Origin of the sequence: Lunatimonas sp. (assembly GCF_020832325.1) — a bacterium.
Taxonomy (GTDB): domain Bacteria; phylum Bacteroidota; class Bacteroidia; order Cytophagales; family Cyclobacteriaceae; genus Lunatimonas.
In genome coordinates this window covers 1-15,205 of record NZ_JAFIEU010000014.1, presented here as the reverse complement: position 1 = coordinate 15,205, position 15,205 = coordinate 1, and the positions used below count along the sequence as shown (strand labels likewise).

Annotated in this window: 14 protein-coding genes; 6 read left to right on the top strand and 8 right to left on the bottom strand. The window is 46.2% G+C overall.

Going from position 1 to position 15,205, the window contains the following annotated elements; translation table 11 throughout:
• Nucleotides 1-82: 82 nt before the first annotated feature.
• Nucleotides 83-1,027 carry a phytanoyl-CoA dioxygenase family protein gene (locus tag JJU34_RS05185; protein WP_228691267.1) on the top strand — a complete coding sequence of 315 codons (945 nt, stop codon included), beginning with the start codon at nucleotides 83-85 and terminating at the stop codon, nucleotides 1,025-1,027.
• A gap of 5 nt (nucleotides 1,028-1,032) precedes the next feature.
• Here JJU34_RS05185 and JJU34_RS05180 read toward each other — a convergent pair whose 3' ends face one another.
• The 3 genes from JJU34_RS05180 to JJU34_RS05170 form a co-directional block, all read right to left on the bottom strand.
• Nucleotides 1,033-3,225 (bottom strand): DUF5916 domain-containing protein, encoded by a 2,193-nt coding sequence (locus JJU34_RS05180; protein WP_228691266.1) that lies wholly within the window; start codon nucleotides 3,223-3,225, stop codon nucleotides 1,033-1,035.
• Nucleotides 3,226-3,420: 195 nt separating this feature from the next.
• Nucleotides 3,421-4,614: a Gfo/Idh/MocA family oxidoreductase gene (locus JJU34_RS05175; RefSeq protein WP_228691265.1), complete on the bottom strand. Its 1,194-nt coding sequence runs from the start codon at nucleotides 4,612-4,614 to the stop codon at nucleotides 3,421-3,423.
• A gap of 157 nt (nucleotides 4,615-4,771) precedes the next feature.
• A complete protein-coding gene (locus tag JJU34_RS05170; protein WP_228691264.1) occupies nucleotides 4,772-5,635 on the bottom strand; it encodes a phytanoyl-CoA dioxygenase family protein in 864 nt (287 codons plus the stop codon).
• Between the two features lie 109 nt (nucleotides 5,636-5,744).
• Here JJU34_RS05170 and JJU34_RS05165 point away from each other — a divergent pair, with 109 nt between their 5' ends.
• Entirely contained in the window at nucleotides 5,745-6,449 is a 705-nt protein-coding gene (locus JJU34_RS05165) for a hypothetical protein (RefSeq protein WP_228691263.1), read from the top strand.
• An 81-nt stretch (nucleotides 6,450-6,530) separates the two neighbouring features.
• On the top strand, nucleotides 6,531-7,739 hold the full coding sequence (gene lhgO, locus JJU34_RS05160; protein ID WP_228691262.1) for an L-2-hydroxyglutarate oxidase: 1,209 nt from the start codon (nucleotides 6,531-6,533) through the stop codon (nucleotides 7,737-7,739).
• Here lhgO and JJU34_RS05155 read toward each other — a convergent pair.
• From JJU34_RS05155 to JJU34_RS05145, 3 genes are read right to left on the bottom strand one after another with little or no spacing between them, the layout of a single operon-like run.
• Nucleotides 7,702-8,688, bottom strand: a complete 987-nt coding sequence (locus tag JJU34_RS05155; protein WP_228691261.1) for an alpha/beta hydrolase — start codon at nucleotides 8,686-8,688, stop codon at nucleotides 7,702-7,704. The genes lhgO and JJU34_RS05155 overlap by 38 nt on opposite strands.
• Nucleotides 8,688-9,035 (bottom strand): hypothetical protein, encoded by a 348-nt coding sequence (locus tag JJU34_RS05150; protein ID WP_228691260.1) that lies wholly within the window; start codon nucleotides 9,033-9,035, stop codon nucleotides 8,688-8,690. The genes JJU34_RS05155 and JJU34_RS05150 overlap by 1 nt, the downstream gene beginning before the upstream one ends.
• Nucleotides 9,036-9,039: 4 nt before the next feature.
• Nucleotides 9,040-10,248, bottom strand: coding sequence for an NAD(P)/FAD-dependent oxidoreductase (locus tag JJU34_RS05145; protein ID WP_228691259.1), 1,209 nt, complete (start codon nucleotides 10,246-10,248; stop codon nucleotides 9,040-9,042).
• Between the two features lie 165 nt (nucleotides 10,249-10,413).
• Between JJU34_RS05145 and JJU34_RS05140 the strand changes: the two genes are divergently transcribed.
• Nucleotides 10,414-11,172 carry a molecular chaperone DnaJ gene (locus JJU34_RS05140; protein ID WP_228691258.1) on the top strand — a complete coding sequence of 253 codons (759 nt, stop codon included), beginning with the start codon at nucleotides 10,414-10,416 and terminating at the stop codon, nucleotides 11,170-11,172.
• 59 nt (nucleotides 11,173-11,231) lie between these two features.
• Here JJU34_RS05140 and JJU34_RS05135 read toward each other — a convergent pair whose 3' ends face one another.
• On the bottom strand, nucleotides 11,232-11,837 hold the full coding sequence (locus tag JJU34_RS05135; RefSeq protein WP_366512674.1) for a tetratricopeptide repeat protein: 606 nt from the start codon (nucleotides 11,835-11,837) through the stop codon (nucleotides 11,232-11,234).
• Between the two features lie 11 nt (nucleotides 11,838-11,848).
• On the bottom strand, nucleotides 11,849-12,664 hold the full coding sequence (locus JJU34_RS05130; protein ID WP_228691257.1) for a 2,3,4,5-tetrahydropyridine-2,6-dicarboxylate N-succinyltransferase: 816 nt from the start codon (nucleotides 12,662-12,664) through the stop codon (nucleotides 11,849-11,851).
• Nucleotides 12,665-12,791: 127 nt separating this feature from the next.
• Here JJU34_RS05130 and JJU34_RS05125 point away from each other — a divergent pair, with 127 nt between their 5' ends.
• Both JJU34_RS05125 and JJU34_RS05120 read left to right on the top strand, forming a co-directional pair.
• Nucleotides 12,792-13,919, top strand: coding sequence for a glycosyltransferase (locus tag JJU34_RS05125; RefSeq protein WP_228691256.1), 1,128 nt, complete (start codon nucleotides 12,792-12,794; stop codon nucleotides 13,917-13,919).
• Between the two features lie 226 nt (nucleotides 13,920-14,145).
• A complete protein-coding gene (locus tag JJU34_RS05120; RefSeq protein WP_228691255.1) occupies nucleotides 14,146-14,808 on the top strand; it encodes a metal-dependent transcriptional regulator in 663 nt (220 codons plus the stop codon).
• Nucleotides 14,809-15,205: the final 397 nt, after the last annotated feature.

Below are 15,205 nucleotides of genomic sequence, written 5' to 3'. Positions count from 1 at the left end.
GAGGTTATTGGGTTTTTTCACGGAAATGCCCTATCTTATTTTTCAGATTATCGTAGTATAGTTTAAGGCAAACCCAATAACCATGGCAGCAAATCACTATCACAAGGACATCCCCGGTAACCCCTCAACCGCAACTTCGAGTAAATTCACATTAAGTGACCGCAGCAACGGCAGGCCGCTTAAAATTCTTACTGAAGATGACTGGGACTTTTGGGTTGCCAACGGATACCTAGTACTTAGAAATGCAGTTCCCTTGGAATTTATCCAACGTACGGCCAAGCTTCTGTGGGAATTTGAAGAAAAAGATCCGGAAAATCCCGATACCTGGTACGCCCCCAGTAGGGCCGAGATGAAAATGAAGGAGCTGAAAAATAGCGGCATGGTTGAAATCTACAACCACCAGTTTTTGTGGGATATCCGTCAGTATCCAAAAGTCTACGATACTTTTTGCGATATCTGGGGCACAGATGAACTCTGGGTTACCATCGATCGCGCAAATTTAAACCTGCCAGCGCGGCCGGGATTTGACTTTCCGGGGTTTATTCACTGGGACTATGACCCAGAAACCAAACCCCAAAATGTGCAGGGTCTGGTGGCCTTAAACGATCAAACGGACGAAAATGTGGGTGGCTTTCAATGCATCCCGGAACTCTATCGAACCTACGATTCCTGGAAAGAAACCCAGCCTGCGGACAGAGACCGCTTTATGCCGGATGTTGCCGGGTTTGAGATCACCAAAGTCTTGTTAAAAGCGGGAGACCTATTGATTTTCAACAGCACGCTACCTCATGGCATACGACCTAACCTCAGCGAAGATAAGGTACGTATGGCCCAATATGTCTCTATGATGCCTGCCGAAAACCACAACAATGCACTGAGGGAATGGCGCATCCGATCCTGGCAGGAACGGCTGACTCCAGAAGGGTATGCTTTTCCCGGAGATCCCAGAAACTGGGAGAAAAACCGTTACCCACAGGCAGAATTAACAGAACTGGGACGAAAACTACTGGGGGTCGACCCGTGGTAACCCTGTTACATGGTCCACCAGTAGGTAAACTTAAGCGCTACAGACCTGTTTTTTACGTAAAAAGGGGCAGGAAGGTAATTATCGGTAAACACCAAAAAGATGTCAGATGCCGGCTTAAACCTCCATTGGAACCGCGTGTTGAGATTGACGTTGTTGATTTGCTCGTTGTACTGGACAAAAGCCGTGAGAAATACCGTGTTGGTAAACGTAATATCAGCCCTCGGTCCCACTAGCCAAAAGGAGGTTCTTGCCCAAGGTTCCGGCAGTAGTATATTATTGTAATTCGCTGAAAGTGATAGGCCAACATAGGGTTGAAATCGGTACCCTATTTCGCCCATAAAGTTGTAGCGTTGGCCTTCGGCATAGTAACCTCCATACTGGCTGGATGCTGCATAGGTAAATAAGCTTTGCGGTTTGGAGATAAACTCCGCACCGAAATTATACCAGCTGTGGTCGGTAAAGGCATCGAGGGTATTTCCGCTAAAATTGGTTGGATCAAACGGTGCTTGTAACAAAATCCGATTGTATTCCCCAAAAACGGTAAAATCCGCCTGCGTTCGAAAACGCGTGGTATACCCGAACCGGGTGATGTTATCCGTCTGGTTCAAGTCCATGTCATAGTATAGGGACGTATTGGCTACCGGTCCGTGCCGCAGGATTTTTTTACTTTTTGGGAAAAACAAATACGCCAAATTGGGATTGATTCGGTAATACCCGACACGGGGTACAAAGCCTACTTCTGCGGTATAATCCGTTGATACGTATTCGTGGCGCCACTCCGCAGTAAGGGAACCGGAGGAATACCTTAGATTGGCGGCATGTACCATTCCGTCACCCTGGTTTCCCGGACTAAACGACTTTAACACCATCGCTTTACCAGTCCACAGGTTGTTGGAGGTAGCCAGGTTATATTCTAGTCCTAGATTTCGATTAAAGTCCGTGTAATCTGCTTGCACAGGCTCGGTGGTAGATGCCACGTCAAATGCCGTTTTATTGATCAGGATTACGCCTATGTTGGATCGCTGAGCCACTCTGCGCTGTAGGGATACTACGCTGAAATTTTGCGCAGGCAGGCCGGTTTCCTCCACGGCACCGGTTTGCATGTTCATGGCACCGATACGCCAATCCTTGTTGATCTTCCCACTCAATCTGGCACCAAACTGTATGGGGGCATCCAAGCCTATCCGTCGTGAAAAAAACGGGCGGATGTTTTCATAACCAAAATTGGCAAATAAATCTCCGTTCTCAAGAAAAAACTGCCTTCGTTCAGGAAAGAATAGTTCAAACCGGTCCAAGTTGGTCAGCTGACGGTCTACTTCAACCTGTGAGAAGTCGGGATTGACCGTCAAGTCGAGATTAAGAGACGAACTCACAGCGATTTTCGCATCCACACCTACCCTGTTTTGATACCTGGGATCCGCATTGTTTTCAAAATCATTGATCGACCCGCCCATGGCATACGGGATCACCGATATATTAGCCCCGGCTTCCGGAGGAGCTTGATCCCACATTAGGGAACCTGTATAAGCCAAAGATGCGGACGGAAACTGCCTAGGGACCGGTGCCCAACTTGATTTTTCCGTAGTCTTTAAGTCTAGTCTGGAGAAATTAATCCCCCATTCGGTAATGCCTTTTTTGTACCGGATGGACTTAAAAGGTATCGAGGCCTCCCAGATCCACTTGTCGTCGTAATTTTGGACTTTGGAAACCCATTTATTGTCCCAGCTTAAGTCCACCTTTCCTCCTTCATACATAATTCCATCCCACTGGGCCCCAGCAGCATTTGCCCCAAAACTGAAACCGTTGGTTTGGTCATCAAAGGGATCCATAAAAAGGAGAAAATTGTCATTCTTCCCAAAAGAAAAGTCCCTGCGCAGAGACTCTACATAGTAAGGTCCCGGAACCGCGTGAAAGTTAATCACCAAGATGTACAGGTTTTGGTCATCGTAGGTCATACGCACGTCTGTCCTAACCTGTGAAAAGCTGGTATCCATCGGCAAGATCATAAAAAAATCGGTAGCTACTTCAGCGTCGGCCCAACCCTGCTCGTCCATCACACCATCCACGATAATGGGTGACGAGGATTTTTTTATAGGCAGTTGGTACTTGGCGTTGATCTTTTGCCCCATGACCTGTTGGGCAAAAAGGGTCAGCATTCCGATAAGTATTAATGCGCAAAAACGCCAGATAATGTTCATACGAATATCCCCTTGGATAAAAAGGAGCGCAAGTTTAATGATTTTACACGTAGCATGCAGGCCTAAGTAGGAAAAAAGCTGTTAACCACAGCGTCCTGCACTACCAATGCCTGTAAAGAAGGCGCAAAATGACAAATTATGGCCATGATGCTGCTGCGTATTTTATTTTCTGTAAAAATCAGTTTTGAACGGAAATTAACTTCGTGTTACGGTTTGGCTGATCTCTCCGGTGGACTTGTGCTTGAGAATCAACTTTTGATCACCGTTTGGAAGAATTTCCCGTTTGATCAGGTAATGGTTTTCGTCGTGTTCTGCGTACGATGTACCTAACCTATTGCCATCCTCTCCGCGCCATATATCTAATTTTACCGGTTCCCATTTTCTTGATTGGGCCGACAAAAAAGCTGCGTCCAATATCGCATTGACCACATACCCGTCGTAAAAGGTTTCGAGCGGTTCACGTCCCTTTTCCAATGCGTCAAACATATCGGTAAACATGTGAGGGTACCCTAGCTCATGGGCTTCATCTCCCACAGGAAATAACCAGCCCGAATTCGACTCTGCCTTTTCTGCCACATAACCACTCCCCTTGCCCGTAGTGAACATCTCAAACCCCGTTCTTAAGAAGCTATTCAACCATACTGTTCCCTCAGTACCCATCACCTCATCCCGGAGATCCATGCCACCCCGAAAGGTCCAGCTAACTTCAAATTGGCCGATTGCACCATTCGCATATTTTACCAGGCCGATTGCATGATCCTCTGCCTCAATGGGATGAACCTGGGTATCGGCCCAGCACATGACCTCCAACGGTCTGATATCTTTGCCGATGAAATTCCTTCCTATTTCCACGCAATGGCAACCCAGATCGATGATGGCCCCACCTCCTGACTTCTCCTTGTCCCAAAACCAATCGCTGTGCGGACCGGGATGGGCCTCCCGAGACTTGGTCCACAAAATCCTTCCCAGACTTCCCTCCTGAACACTTTTCAGTGCTTTCAAAAATTTGGGGGTATAGCACAGGTCTTCCAAATACCCGCCAAATATTCCCGCTTTCTCCACCGCCAACAGCATTTCCTTGGCCTCTACTGCGTTTCTGCCCAAGGGCTTGGTACAGAGTACCGGCTTCCTTGCCTCCGCACAGGCCAACACAGCCTCTAGATGCTGGTGGTTTGGAAGCGCAATTAGCACAACATCCGTATCGGGGTGCTCAATGGCTGTCCGCATGTCAGCAGTAAAATGGGCCAATCCATAGTCTGTGGCGAAGCGCTCCGCGTTGGCGTCAGTACGGGAATAAACGTGGTGAATATGATCTACCCTTCGCTGCGCGTGCAGAGAATCGGCATAAAATCGGGCAATAAAACCCGAACCTAGCATGGCTATTTTCATCTGTTTATTTTTTGTTTTTCAAAGGTCAGATGGAATCTCGCATGGGAAATAATCATCCCACTGTGTGACGGCTACGTCATGCTCGATTTCATGTGTCTATAATTGATTTTTAATGGTCAGATGGAGATCAGCGGATGGTAAAAGGCTGGTTCCGGGATTATTTTACCTTAACATCCGATTCCCAGCCAGTTTCTTTCAGTGCTGGGTCGCGGTCTTTGGTTAGGAAATCCGCCTTAGAAAGCGATTCAAAGTCCCACTCTGTAACGGCTTCGTCAGGGACTGTCTCCAAGGGAATCCTCCATGCGGGAGATTTCTCACTGTAAGCGATATTATCCAGGGTATTGTAGCAGGCAATCAGAGACCACCTCGGGCGGTCAGAGAGGTTGGCCTCCGACCGGTGCAGCATATTGCTATGGAAAAACAAAGCATCTCCTGGTTGTAATTCACAATAAACCAACTCCATGGTCTTCAGGGCATTGTCAACCATTACCATATCAGCCCCCACCTGTTCACCGGTAAAACCGTGGTTAAGGCGACCCATGCGGTGTGATCCCTTAATCACCTGTAGACACCCGTTTTCTTGATTGGCCTCGGTGAGTGCGATCATGACACTCATCATCCTATCCGGGTAAATAAATTGATTCTTATACCAGTAACCATAATCTTGATGCCATTCCCAAGCCCCGCCTACCTTGGGTTCCTTTTGCATAAGCTTGGAATGGAAATGGCACACGGGAGAGTCTCCTCCCATCAATTGGTGAACCCGATGTACCATCTTTTCGGTACGCACGAGGTAACCAAATGGATCTCTTCCGGGGGTAAACCACAGGGAGAGACGTGTCTTTTTGCCGGTTTGATCATTCAAATCCATGGCGTTGGTGCGCATGGCGTCATCCTCTAGGGCTACGCCGTAGAGACGGTCCACTTCTGCCTTGGAACAAAAATCTCTCACAATCAAGTACCCGTCCTGCTGAAACTGCAGCATCTGTTCGGGACTAAATGGGGTTTTGGGTTTATGCATTTGACTATTGGACTTAGATTTATCTAAAGTTAACGAATAATAAAAGAATCTCAAATCCCTGCGCTGTCTCTTTATATATTTGGTCTCCAATCGCTATAAATACTACCCTGTGATCCACCATCTGATACCTGAAGAAGATGTCATCCGACTGTACCACCTGATTCAAAGCAAAGAGTTTGTTGGCGAATACGACCTAGAAAAACACCAAATTCGGTACGCTACCAACGGGAGTGCTTTTTTTTTACGCCTTCCCTTGCAGATAGCTTACCCAATAAATCCTCCCATGCATTCCGGGCAGGTTTTGAATTACGTGATGGTCTTGCTCGAATCTGGGCTGGCGGCAACGGGTTTTTTTGAGGACAATGAAACGGTACACCACAAGGTATTCCGGGCATATATGGTGCGAAAAAAGCAGGGAAAAAGCCAAATCAAACACCTGAAGACAAAAGGAAAATCCCGCGCAGGTTCGCGGGTACGGCTGGCAGAATCCCTGCAGTTTTTTACCGAGATCAATGAGCAACTGACTGAGTATTTGGCCAAAAACCGGGTAGATATAATTGCCGTGTCGATCTCCAAAACCCTCATGCCTTTCTTCTATGGGGCAAAGGTTCCACCACCTTTTGATAAGTCTGATCCGAGAATATACGAGATTCCAAAGCACATTCCAGACTGCAACTACGAGAATCTGATCCAAACCCACCGGTTTCTGCGAATGGGAGAATTAAAATACCCCGTGGCTCTATCCAGCATGATGCATCAGCTCTTGACCAACCTGCGGCCAACTGAGGAGGACAGCGATTTGGAGGATTGGTGAGCAATTCCCGCCAAGAAATTTTCAAGTTCAAAAAATTGATTCAATACTTGTGGCTATCTTTAGCCGGAAATTGTAGTTAACATGAAAAACGACATAGCGATTGTTGGAGGCGGTATCGTCGGCCTAGCCACCGGGCTAAAAATAAAACTCAAAAACCCCTCTGTTTCGGTGGTTGTTTTGGAAAAAGAGATAGAAGTGGCCAAACACCAAACCGGCAATAACAGCGGAGTGATCCATTCGGGGCTATACTATAAGCCAGGCAGCTTAAAAGCAACTAACTGTATCAACGGGTACCATCAGCTAATCCGCTTTTGTGAAGAAGAATCTATTCCTTTTGAGATAACCGGAAAGGTGGTGGTAGCTACCAAGAAGGAGCAAATTCCCCTGTTGAACAATTTGCTTCAGCGTGGTCTGGAAAACGGATTAACAGGAAGTCGCTCGATCACTCTGGATGAACTGAAAGAATACGAGCCCTATTGCCAAGGGGTCGCGGCCTTGCATATTCCACAGACCGGCATCGTGGATTATAAGAAGGTGGCCCAAGTTTATGCGCGGAAATTTCAGGAACTCGGCGGCGAATTGCTGCTGGGCCATGCCGTTCAGGACATACTGACAACACCTACCGGGGTAGAGATTATTCACGATCATGGAACACTTTCGGCAAAGCTGCTAATCAACTGTGCAGGCCTATACGCCGATAAAATCGCTGAAATGCAGCAGAAAACACCGCTGAACCTACGCATCATTCCATTCAGAGGAGAATACTACAAGATCAAAAAAGAGCGGGAATACCTGGTTAAAAACCTTATCTACCCCGTTCCAGACCCGAATTTCCCGTTTTTGGGTGTACATTTTACCCGAATGGCCAAGGGTGGTGTTGAAGCAGGGCCCAACGCAGTACTTGCCTTTAAAAAGGAAGGCTATAAAAAATCTGACTTTGACTTTAAGGAATTTATGGAGTCAGTAACCTGGCCTGGACTCCAAAAAGTAGCCAAAAAATACTGGAAAACCGGATTGGGGGAATACAAGCGTTCATTCTCGAAATACGCCTTTACACAAGCTCTCCAAGAGCTTATCCCTGACATACAAGATTCCGATTTGGTAGAAGGTGGCGCGGGGGTTCGAGCGCAAGCCTGCGATCGGGAGGGTGGATTAATCGATGATTTTGTGATCACCGAAAACAGCGGCAGCATCCACGTGTTAAATGCACCATCGCCAGCGGCCACAAGTTCCCTTTCCATCGGTGACACGGTCAGTGACTTGGCACTGAAGCGCCTTGATGTGCGATAAATTGCCAAACCCGTTGCTCGGCCCAGGTAAACTCCTCTCCACCAAGGGTAAACCCCGTATGTCCGCCTCTTTTGGGCATTTCCAAGTACAGGTAAGGGTGGCGTTCTGCTATGTCTATTGGATAACAAGGCCCCTCCAACAAGGGGTCATTTTGGGCATTGAGAATGAGTGTTGGGACTTGTATCTGAGCCATGCATCTGTCGGCACTGACGGAACGGTAGAAGTCTTCGGCATCACTGAATCCATGTAATTTTGCTGTAAAATGGGTGTCAAAAGTGTCAAAGTCATGGACCCGGTCAAGAAGCTCCACATCGATCAAGTCCGGAAATTGCTGGGCTTTGCGACGCACTTTTGTCTTCAGTTTATGCAAAAATCGATTTTTGTAAAAACGGTTTGACCGGTAACGGAGTGTCGCGGCACTGGCTGGCAAATTACAGGGGGTGGAATAAACAGCTGCTGCCTTGATTGTAGGTGGAAGATTCACACCTTGCTCGCCCAAGTACTTCAATGTCTGTGCACCTCCCATGCTTATCCCGCTCAAAAAAAGATCATTATACCTATTCAGCGAAAGTACGTATTCAATTACAGTTCGAAGGTCATCAGAACATCCGTGGTGGTAGAGTACCGGTCTTCGATTCATTTCACCACTGCAAGAGCGGTTATTCCAAACAAGCACATCCAGGCCTACTCCCGTAAAAAGCTTGGCCAAACCCCTAGCGTAATGCCGGTCAGACCCTCCTTCCAGTCCATGGGAGACGATGAGCAGCCTATCAGAACCCACCCCTGCCCAATCCAGGTCTAAAAAATCTCCGTCTGCCGTATCTATGCGTTCCCGGGTATAGGTAAGACCAGCAACCTTTCTAAATAAACTCGGAATGATGGTTTCAAAATGGCCGTTGAGATAATAGGCCGGTGGCCCTTTATAGGAGGAATAAGGTACTAGGGGCATTAAAGATTGTTTTCTACTTCCTCCATTAAATCCTGGGTATTTTGCATGAACTTATCCAAATGTTCACTGAGGTCTTGATCTAATCCATCGCTTGCGATTAGCCGCTTTCCTTCACTCAGGGTCCGGTTGATGGCCTCTAAGCCAAACAGAAATAGCGTAGGCTTGATTTTGTGCCTGGCTTGCCGGATCAAATCTGGGTCTTTTTGGATAATTCCCTTTGAATAGGTATCTCGCAGCTCTTTTACCGCTACCAAAATGGCTTGAAAAAGCTGAGTGCGAAATTCATCGTCACCCTCTACCATATCTTCTACCTTCTCATAATCAATATGCCGCAATACCGGTCCCATAATTTTATTGATTAACAGAAGTGCCGGCAACGAATCCCGTACTCCACGCGGCCTGAAAATTAAATCCGCCTGTAATCCCATCGATATCGATTACCTCTCCTGCAAAAAATACTCCCGGAACCAGTTTACTTTGCATGGTACCTGGGGAAATTTCTTCCAAGGAAACACCTCCCGCTGTTACAAATTCTTCTTTAAAAGTGGTTTTACCGTCAATTTCAATGGTAAATCTAAATAGATTTTCCAATAATTTATTGATTTGCTTGTTAGAAATTTGATACCAATGCTGATCGGGGTCAATTTCGGCTTTTTGCGTGAGAAAAAGCCATAGCCTAGCCGGAATTTGAAACAGGGAATGAGCCCCTACTCTTCGCTTGGGATGCCGTTCCCGATAGCTTTGTAGGTCGGATCGAAGCGTATCTTCTTCAAAACCTGCATCCCATCGGATATGAGCCTTGGCCTTATACACCTGATCGTGTAGCCACTTTGCGCCATAGGCAGACAATTTCAATACAGCTGGACCACTAACTCCCCAATGGGTAATCAATAGTGGGCCTTCATACGCTAGTTTTGTGCCTTCCAACCGGATATGCACACAAGGCATGGAAATACCCATAAGGGACCGGACCGGGTCTCTAGGAGTATTGAAAGTAAACAGAGAAGGAACCGGATCTACAATGCTATGGCCCAATGACTTAATAAAATCATACGCAGCAGCCTTCGCATGCCCACCACTGGTGATGATCACCCGATCCACGTAGTCCTGCCCGGACCCGGAGATCAAGAAGAAGCCTTCACCATGTGGCCGGATTTCCTCTATACCGGTCTTGGTTTTCACTACCACACCGAAGCGTTGAGCTTCCAACATCAGGGTGTCGATTACGGATTGTGAACTGTCAGAAACGGGAAAAATACGCCCGTCCGGCTCAGTTTTTAGGGGTACACCGCGCAGTTCGAACCAGGAAATTGTGTCCGATACGGAAAACTTACAGAAAACCTTCCGGAGAAATTTCTCTCCTCTTGGATAAAACCTGACCAATTTTGAAATTTCCCTGCACTCATTGGTCACATTGCAGCGACCACCCCCAGACACTTTCACCTTGGAGAGCAGTTTGGTCGATTTTTCAAAAATGGTTACCCTGTTTCCGGACGCTGAGGCGTGAATTGCTGCGAAAAAGCCAGCTGCACCCCCTCCGATCACTCCTATCCTACGCATTTGCCAAAAATACAAATAACGGGCTGTTAAGATCTATTAACATGGAAAAATAAAAAATCTGAGCCAACTTTGTTGTAATATCCTAACATTGTAGATAGTTTAGGGTCATTAAGTCGACTTTCGATAACCGTGAATGGGACCAATTCCCCATCAATTCGCATCCCCATGAACATACGCATTCCGATACATACATCCTTTTGCTTCCTGATTTTCTTCTTCTCTGTCAGTCTACTTCATGGGCAGACAGGCCCAAACCTGGGTACCACCTCTAGACTAATGAATCAAGCGGTGCAGGCCATGGAGCGGGAAGAATTCCAAACGGCCAATGAGCTGTTTCGCCAAATTTTGGATAGCAGTGTACCTATTCCCCCAGAAATGCCCTATTATTTTGCAAAGACGCTTTTCGAGTTGGAGCAATACAGTAACAGTGCCAATTTCCTGCAAAAATACCTGGACCTAAACGGGTTTAAGGGGGAGCACTACCAAGAGGCCAAAAAGCTACAAACCCAGCTGGAAGTACCTCTATCCGAAATAAAAGCCTGCAATTTCTGCGACCGAATGGGGTACAGGCTTAAGACCTGTGGTACTTGCAACGGAAGTAAAGAAGTGCAGCAGGACTGCTCGCTGTGCCGCTTAGCGGGAGTGGTGGGCTGCAGCCGTTGTGCGGGCAAAGGGGTGGTCACCAAAAAGAACGTGTTTAACATTGTGGAATACTACGATTGCGAACGCTGTAACGCCACCGGTAGACTTGTCTGTCCCCGCTGTGAGGGGTCCAAAGTAGAATTTGGGGATTGCAAAACCTGTGACGGTGATGGCGAAATCACTTCCGATCAGCTGTGTGATCACCGAGAAAGTGGGGATTTAACTCATTTTCAAAATATTCGAACATCGTTCAAAACATTGGTCCTACACTCCCACCCCTAGGAAGGACCTAAAAAAAGGCGATGGAAATGGTTCCATCCCCTTTTTTTAGGATATTTTGTCTACTGACAGTAATTGGCCACGGCTTCGTTGGCCCCTTCGAAATTTAATTGAACGGCTTTTCGTAAATCGTTACAGGCTTGCTGTTTTTTATCGGTGGCCTGGTGCAACATACCTCGGTAATAATAATATTGACCGTTTCCAGGACTCATCTTAATCGCCGCATTGTATTCACGCAACGCTTCATTTACGTTACCCAACTGATGCATGGCCCTTCCTTTCATGAAGTAAGCTGTAGAAGGAGCGCCCGAAACGGCTACTGCATTGTCAGCGTACATGAGTGACAATTCATAGCTTTTCCTTTTGTGGTACAAATTCGAAAGGCTAAGCATGATTTGGGTGTTTTTCGTATCCACCTCCAACGCTCTCTTGAAACTAGCCTCTGCCTGCTCCAAGTCTCCGACTTCCTCGTAGGCCCGTCCGCGATTATACAGCGCTTTCACATTTTTTGGTTTGGTTTCCAAAAACTTTTCGTAAGCCCGGATGGCTTCCTCGTACTGCTCATTTTGAAAATAGATGTCTCCCTGTGAGGAACTGTTTCCGCCACAGGCTGTCATAAAAAGAAATAAAATACCAATTACTACTAGACTTTTTGATAAACGCATCATTCGAAGTTAAATTAAACTGCCACATTATTTTCCCGGAGCGCTTCGTTCAGGGAGGTTTTGAGGTCAGTAGAAGCTTTCCGCTGCCCGATAATCAGTGCGCAGGGAACTTGGTAATCGCCGGCAGCAAAGTGCTTGGTTAGAGATCCAGGAATGACCACCGATCGATCCGGCACATAGCCACGGTATTCCTTGGCTTCGCTACCCGTAACATCGATAATTTTAGAGCTGGCCGTGAGCGTTACCCCCGCTCCGATAACTGCTTCCTTTCCAATCCTCACCCCTTCCACAATGATCGCTCTAGAACCGATAAACGCTCCGTCTTCTACGATGACCGGTGCCGCCTGAATGGGCTCCAGTACTCCTCCTATGCCCACGCCCCCGCTGAGGTGAACGTCTTTGCCAATCTGAGCACAGGAACCAACGGTAGCCCAGGTGTCCACCATGGTGCCGCTGTCTACATAAGCTCCGATATTGACATAAGAAGGCATCATCACTACACCTTTAGCAAGAAACGAGCCATATCTGGCCACTGCGTGGGGAACCACACGAACACCTTGCTTGGCGTAATTGGTCTTAAGCGCCATCTTATCGTGGAATTCAAAAGGTCCCACCTCAATGGTATGCATCTTCTGTATGGGGAAATACAAAATAACCGCCTTCTTAACCCAATCGTTTACCTTCCAAGATCCATCCGCTTCCGGTTGTGCCACCCGCAAAGAACCGTTGTCCAAGTCAGCAATCACTGTCTTGATGGCAATCTGTACATCTTTTTCGTTCAATAATTGCCGATTGTCCCAGGCATTTTCGATGATGTTTTGCAAATCCATAAACCTTTTATGTTGATCGTTAATTTTTAAATACATTTGTTTGGTTTGTTAACTACTATCCGCGTAGCAGCTTGGGAAAAATACCCTACTTGATGCGCCGATGCTTTTGTTCTCCCACTTGGTAAAAATGGCTGAATCCAAAAAGATCATCCTAGCTTCCGTACTCAAACCCGTGGACGAGCCCCGCATATTGCACAAGCTTGGCCTTTCACTGCGTGAAACAAATAAATACCGCCTATACATCCTAGGATTCCCCGCAAAAAAAGCTTCAATTTTTCCAGAAATCACCTTTGAAACACTTTTTAACGGGAAAAGAATCAGCCTTTCAAGGTTTTTGGCCGGGCCTCGATTGATTTGGCACATTTTGAAGCAAAAACCATCCCTGGTAATAATCACCACCTACGAACTGCTGCCCGCACTTTGTCTTGCAAAATGGATACAGCCTTTCAAAGCAGTGTACGATATACAAGAAGACTATGCGCTGAACATACTGTACAACCAAACCCTACCCAAGCTGTTCCAACGCCCGCTGGCAGAAATTATAAAAGCCATTGAGCGCTTAGGGGATCACTGTGTAGATTGGTACCTGTTGGCTGAATCCTGCTATTTGAAAGGGAATAAAAACACAACCAATCGAACCGTATTGGAAAACAAATTTCAGGGAACCATACAAGCAAAAGAATCCGTGATCCTGGACCGATCGGCAGGAATCCATTTTGTGATATCGGGTACGCTAACCGAAGTATATGGTGTGGAAACCGCCATGCGTTGGTTTCAGGCCCTTACCCAAATCGAGCCAATACACCGACTCACCGTGATCGGGCATTGCCCCCTAGAATCCTATCAAGAAAGGCTTCAGATACTGCAAGCTTCTTGTCCTCAAATTCAGCTTAGGACTTCTTCCACACCGCTGCCAGTCGAAGCGATTAGGGAAGCAACGGAATCCGCACAGGTTTGGCTGATGCCCTACCATCCCATCCCGAGTATTTGTGACAAAATGCCCACCAAGCTATACGAGGCACTTGCCCTCGGAATACCCGTATTAATCACCCCAAACGAACTTTGGGAGACTACATTGAGCCGCTACCAAGCCGGACTATCTGTAGACTTTCAGCGGTTGGATCAATTGCCGGAGTGCATGGACAAGCTTTCAACTACTCGATTTTATACCATCCTACCAGGAACAGAAGTCACCTGGGAATCCGAAAAAGCCCGATTTCTACAAGTGATTCGACAACTTCTCCCAAACCAGTAAAGCCACGTTTTGGATTATTTCCAGATGCCTGTTTTTTGATAGATACAGGAGGAAACACCTATTTAACATACTGTAAAATAAGTACTTATGTTTATTTTTAGGTATATCTAAATTAAATATTAGGTAGGGCTAATTGAATTTCCACACCGATTTTGGAGTTATCCACAGGCATTTTAGGTAGTGTTAAAAATTATTTTTAGCTTTGTCTAAAACAAAAACCACCCCTATGAATCTAACTTCTGCTGAAGAAAATTACTTAAAAGGTATTTACTCCCTTGGGGTTGGTCGCAATGGTGATATTTCCACGAATGAGTTGGCGGCCCTCCTGCAAACAAAACCTGCGTCCGTTACAGATATGCTGAAGAAATTGGCAAAAAAGGGGATGATCAGCTATGTGAAATACCAAGGCGTGAGTGTCACCACTGCCGGTAAAAAAAAGGCCTTGGAAATTACCCGAAGAAGAAAGCTATGGGAGGTGTTTTTGGTGGAAAAACTACGATTACAATGGGATGAACTCACCGAGCTCTCCGACGAATTGGAACATGTGTCTTCTCCCCTTTTGATGCAACGTTTGGACGAGTACCTGGGCTATCCCAAGTTTGATCCTTTTGGAGATCCTATTCCCAACGAGCTCGGCGAAATGAGCGATCATCCAAGAGTACCCCTATTGGACCTGTCGTTTGAGCAAAGTGGGAAAATCATAGGTGTAAACGACAACAGCAGTAGCTTTTTGAAGTACCTGGACAAAGCCGGTATTTTCATCGGTGTCAAAGTACTGGTATTGGATAAGGTAGATTTTGACGGCTCTATGGAATTGCTAATAGATAACAAACGTAGGCAGTTTATTTCCAAGGAAGTTGCCTCTAACATCCTCGTCATGGCATATTAAATATGATTTAATTTAATTGACTGATCATATATATCTGTATATCAATTACCTATTCATCATTCCTTTTCCTTGTTAATCTCATGTAGTGACGTAAATGGGATCGTTGTGGAGCGAATCATTTCCGATTGATCGCAAAAAACAATCTCCGCTATGCATGAATCGTAGCAGGATGGTAGCAGGTAATTCTCAGATTTAATTTTAACCATGAGTCAATTAATCTAATAATTATTCAAACCTATGACAATAAATTGATTTTCACCTAATTGAATGTATTTTAAATACATTGAAAACTATTTAAATAAATTTTACTAACAGTGAATTATTCACCACAGTCAGCCAGCTGAATTGGTTTCAAAAGTCAATCTCGTATGCCCTTCGGCCAAAGAGCGAAGAAAGG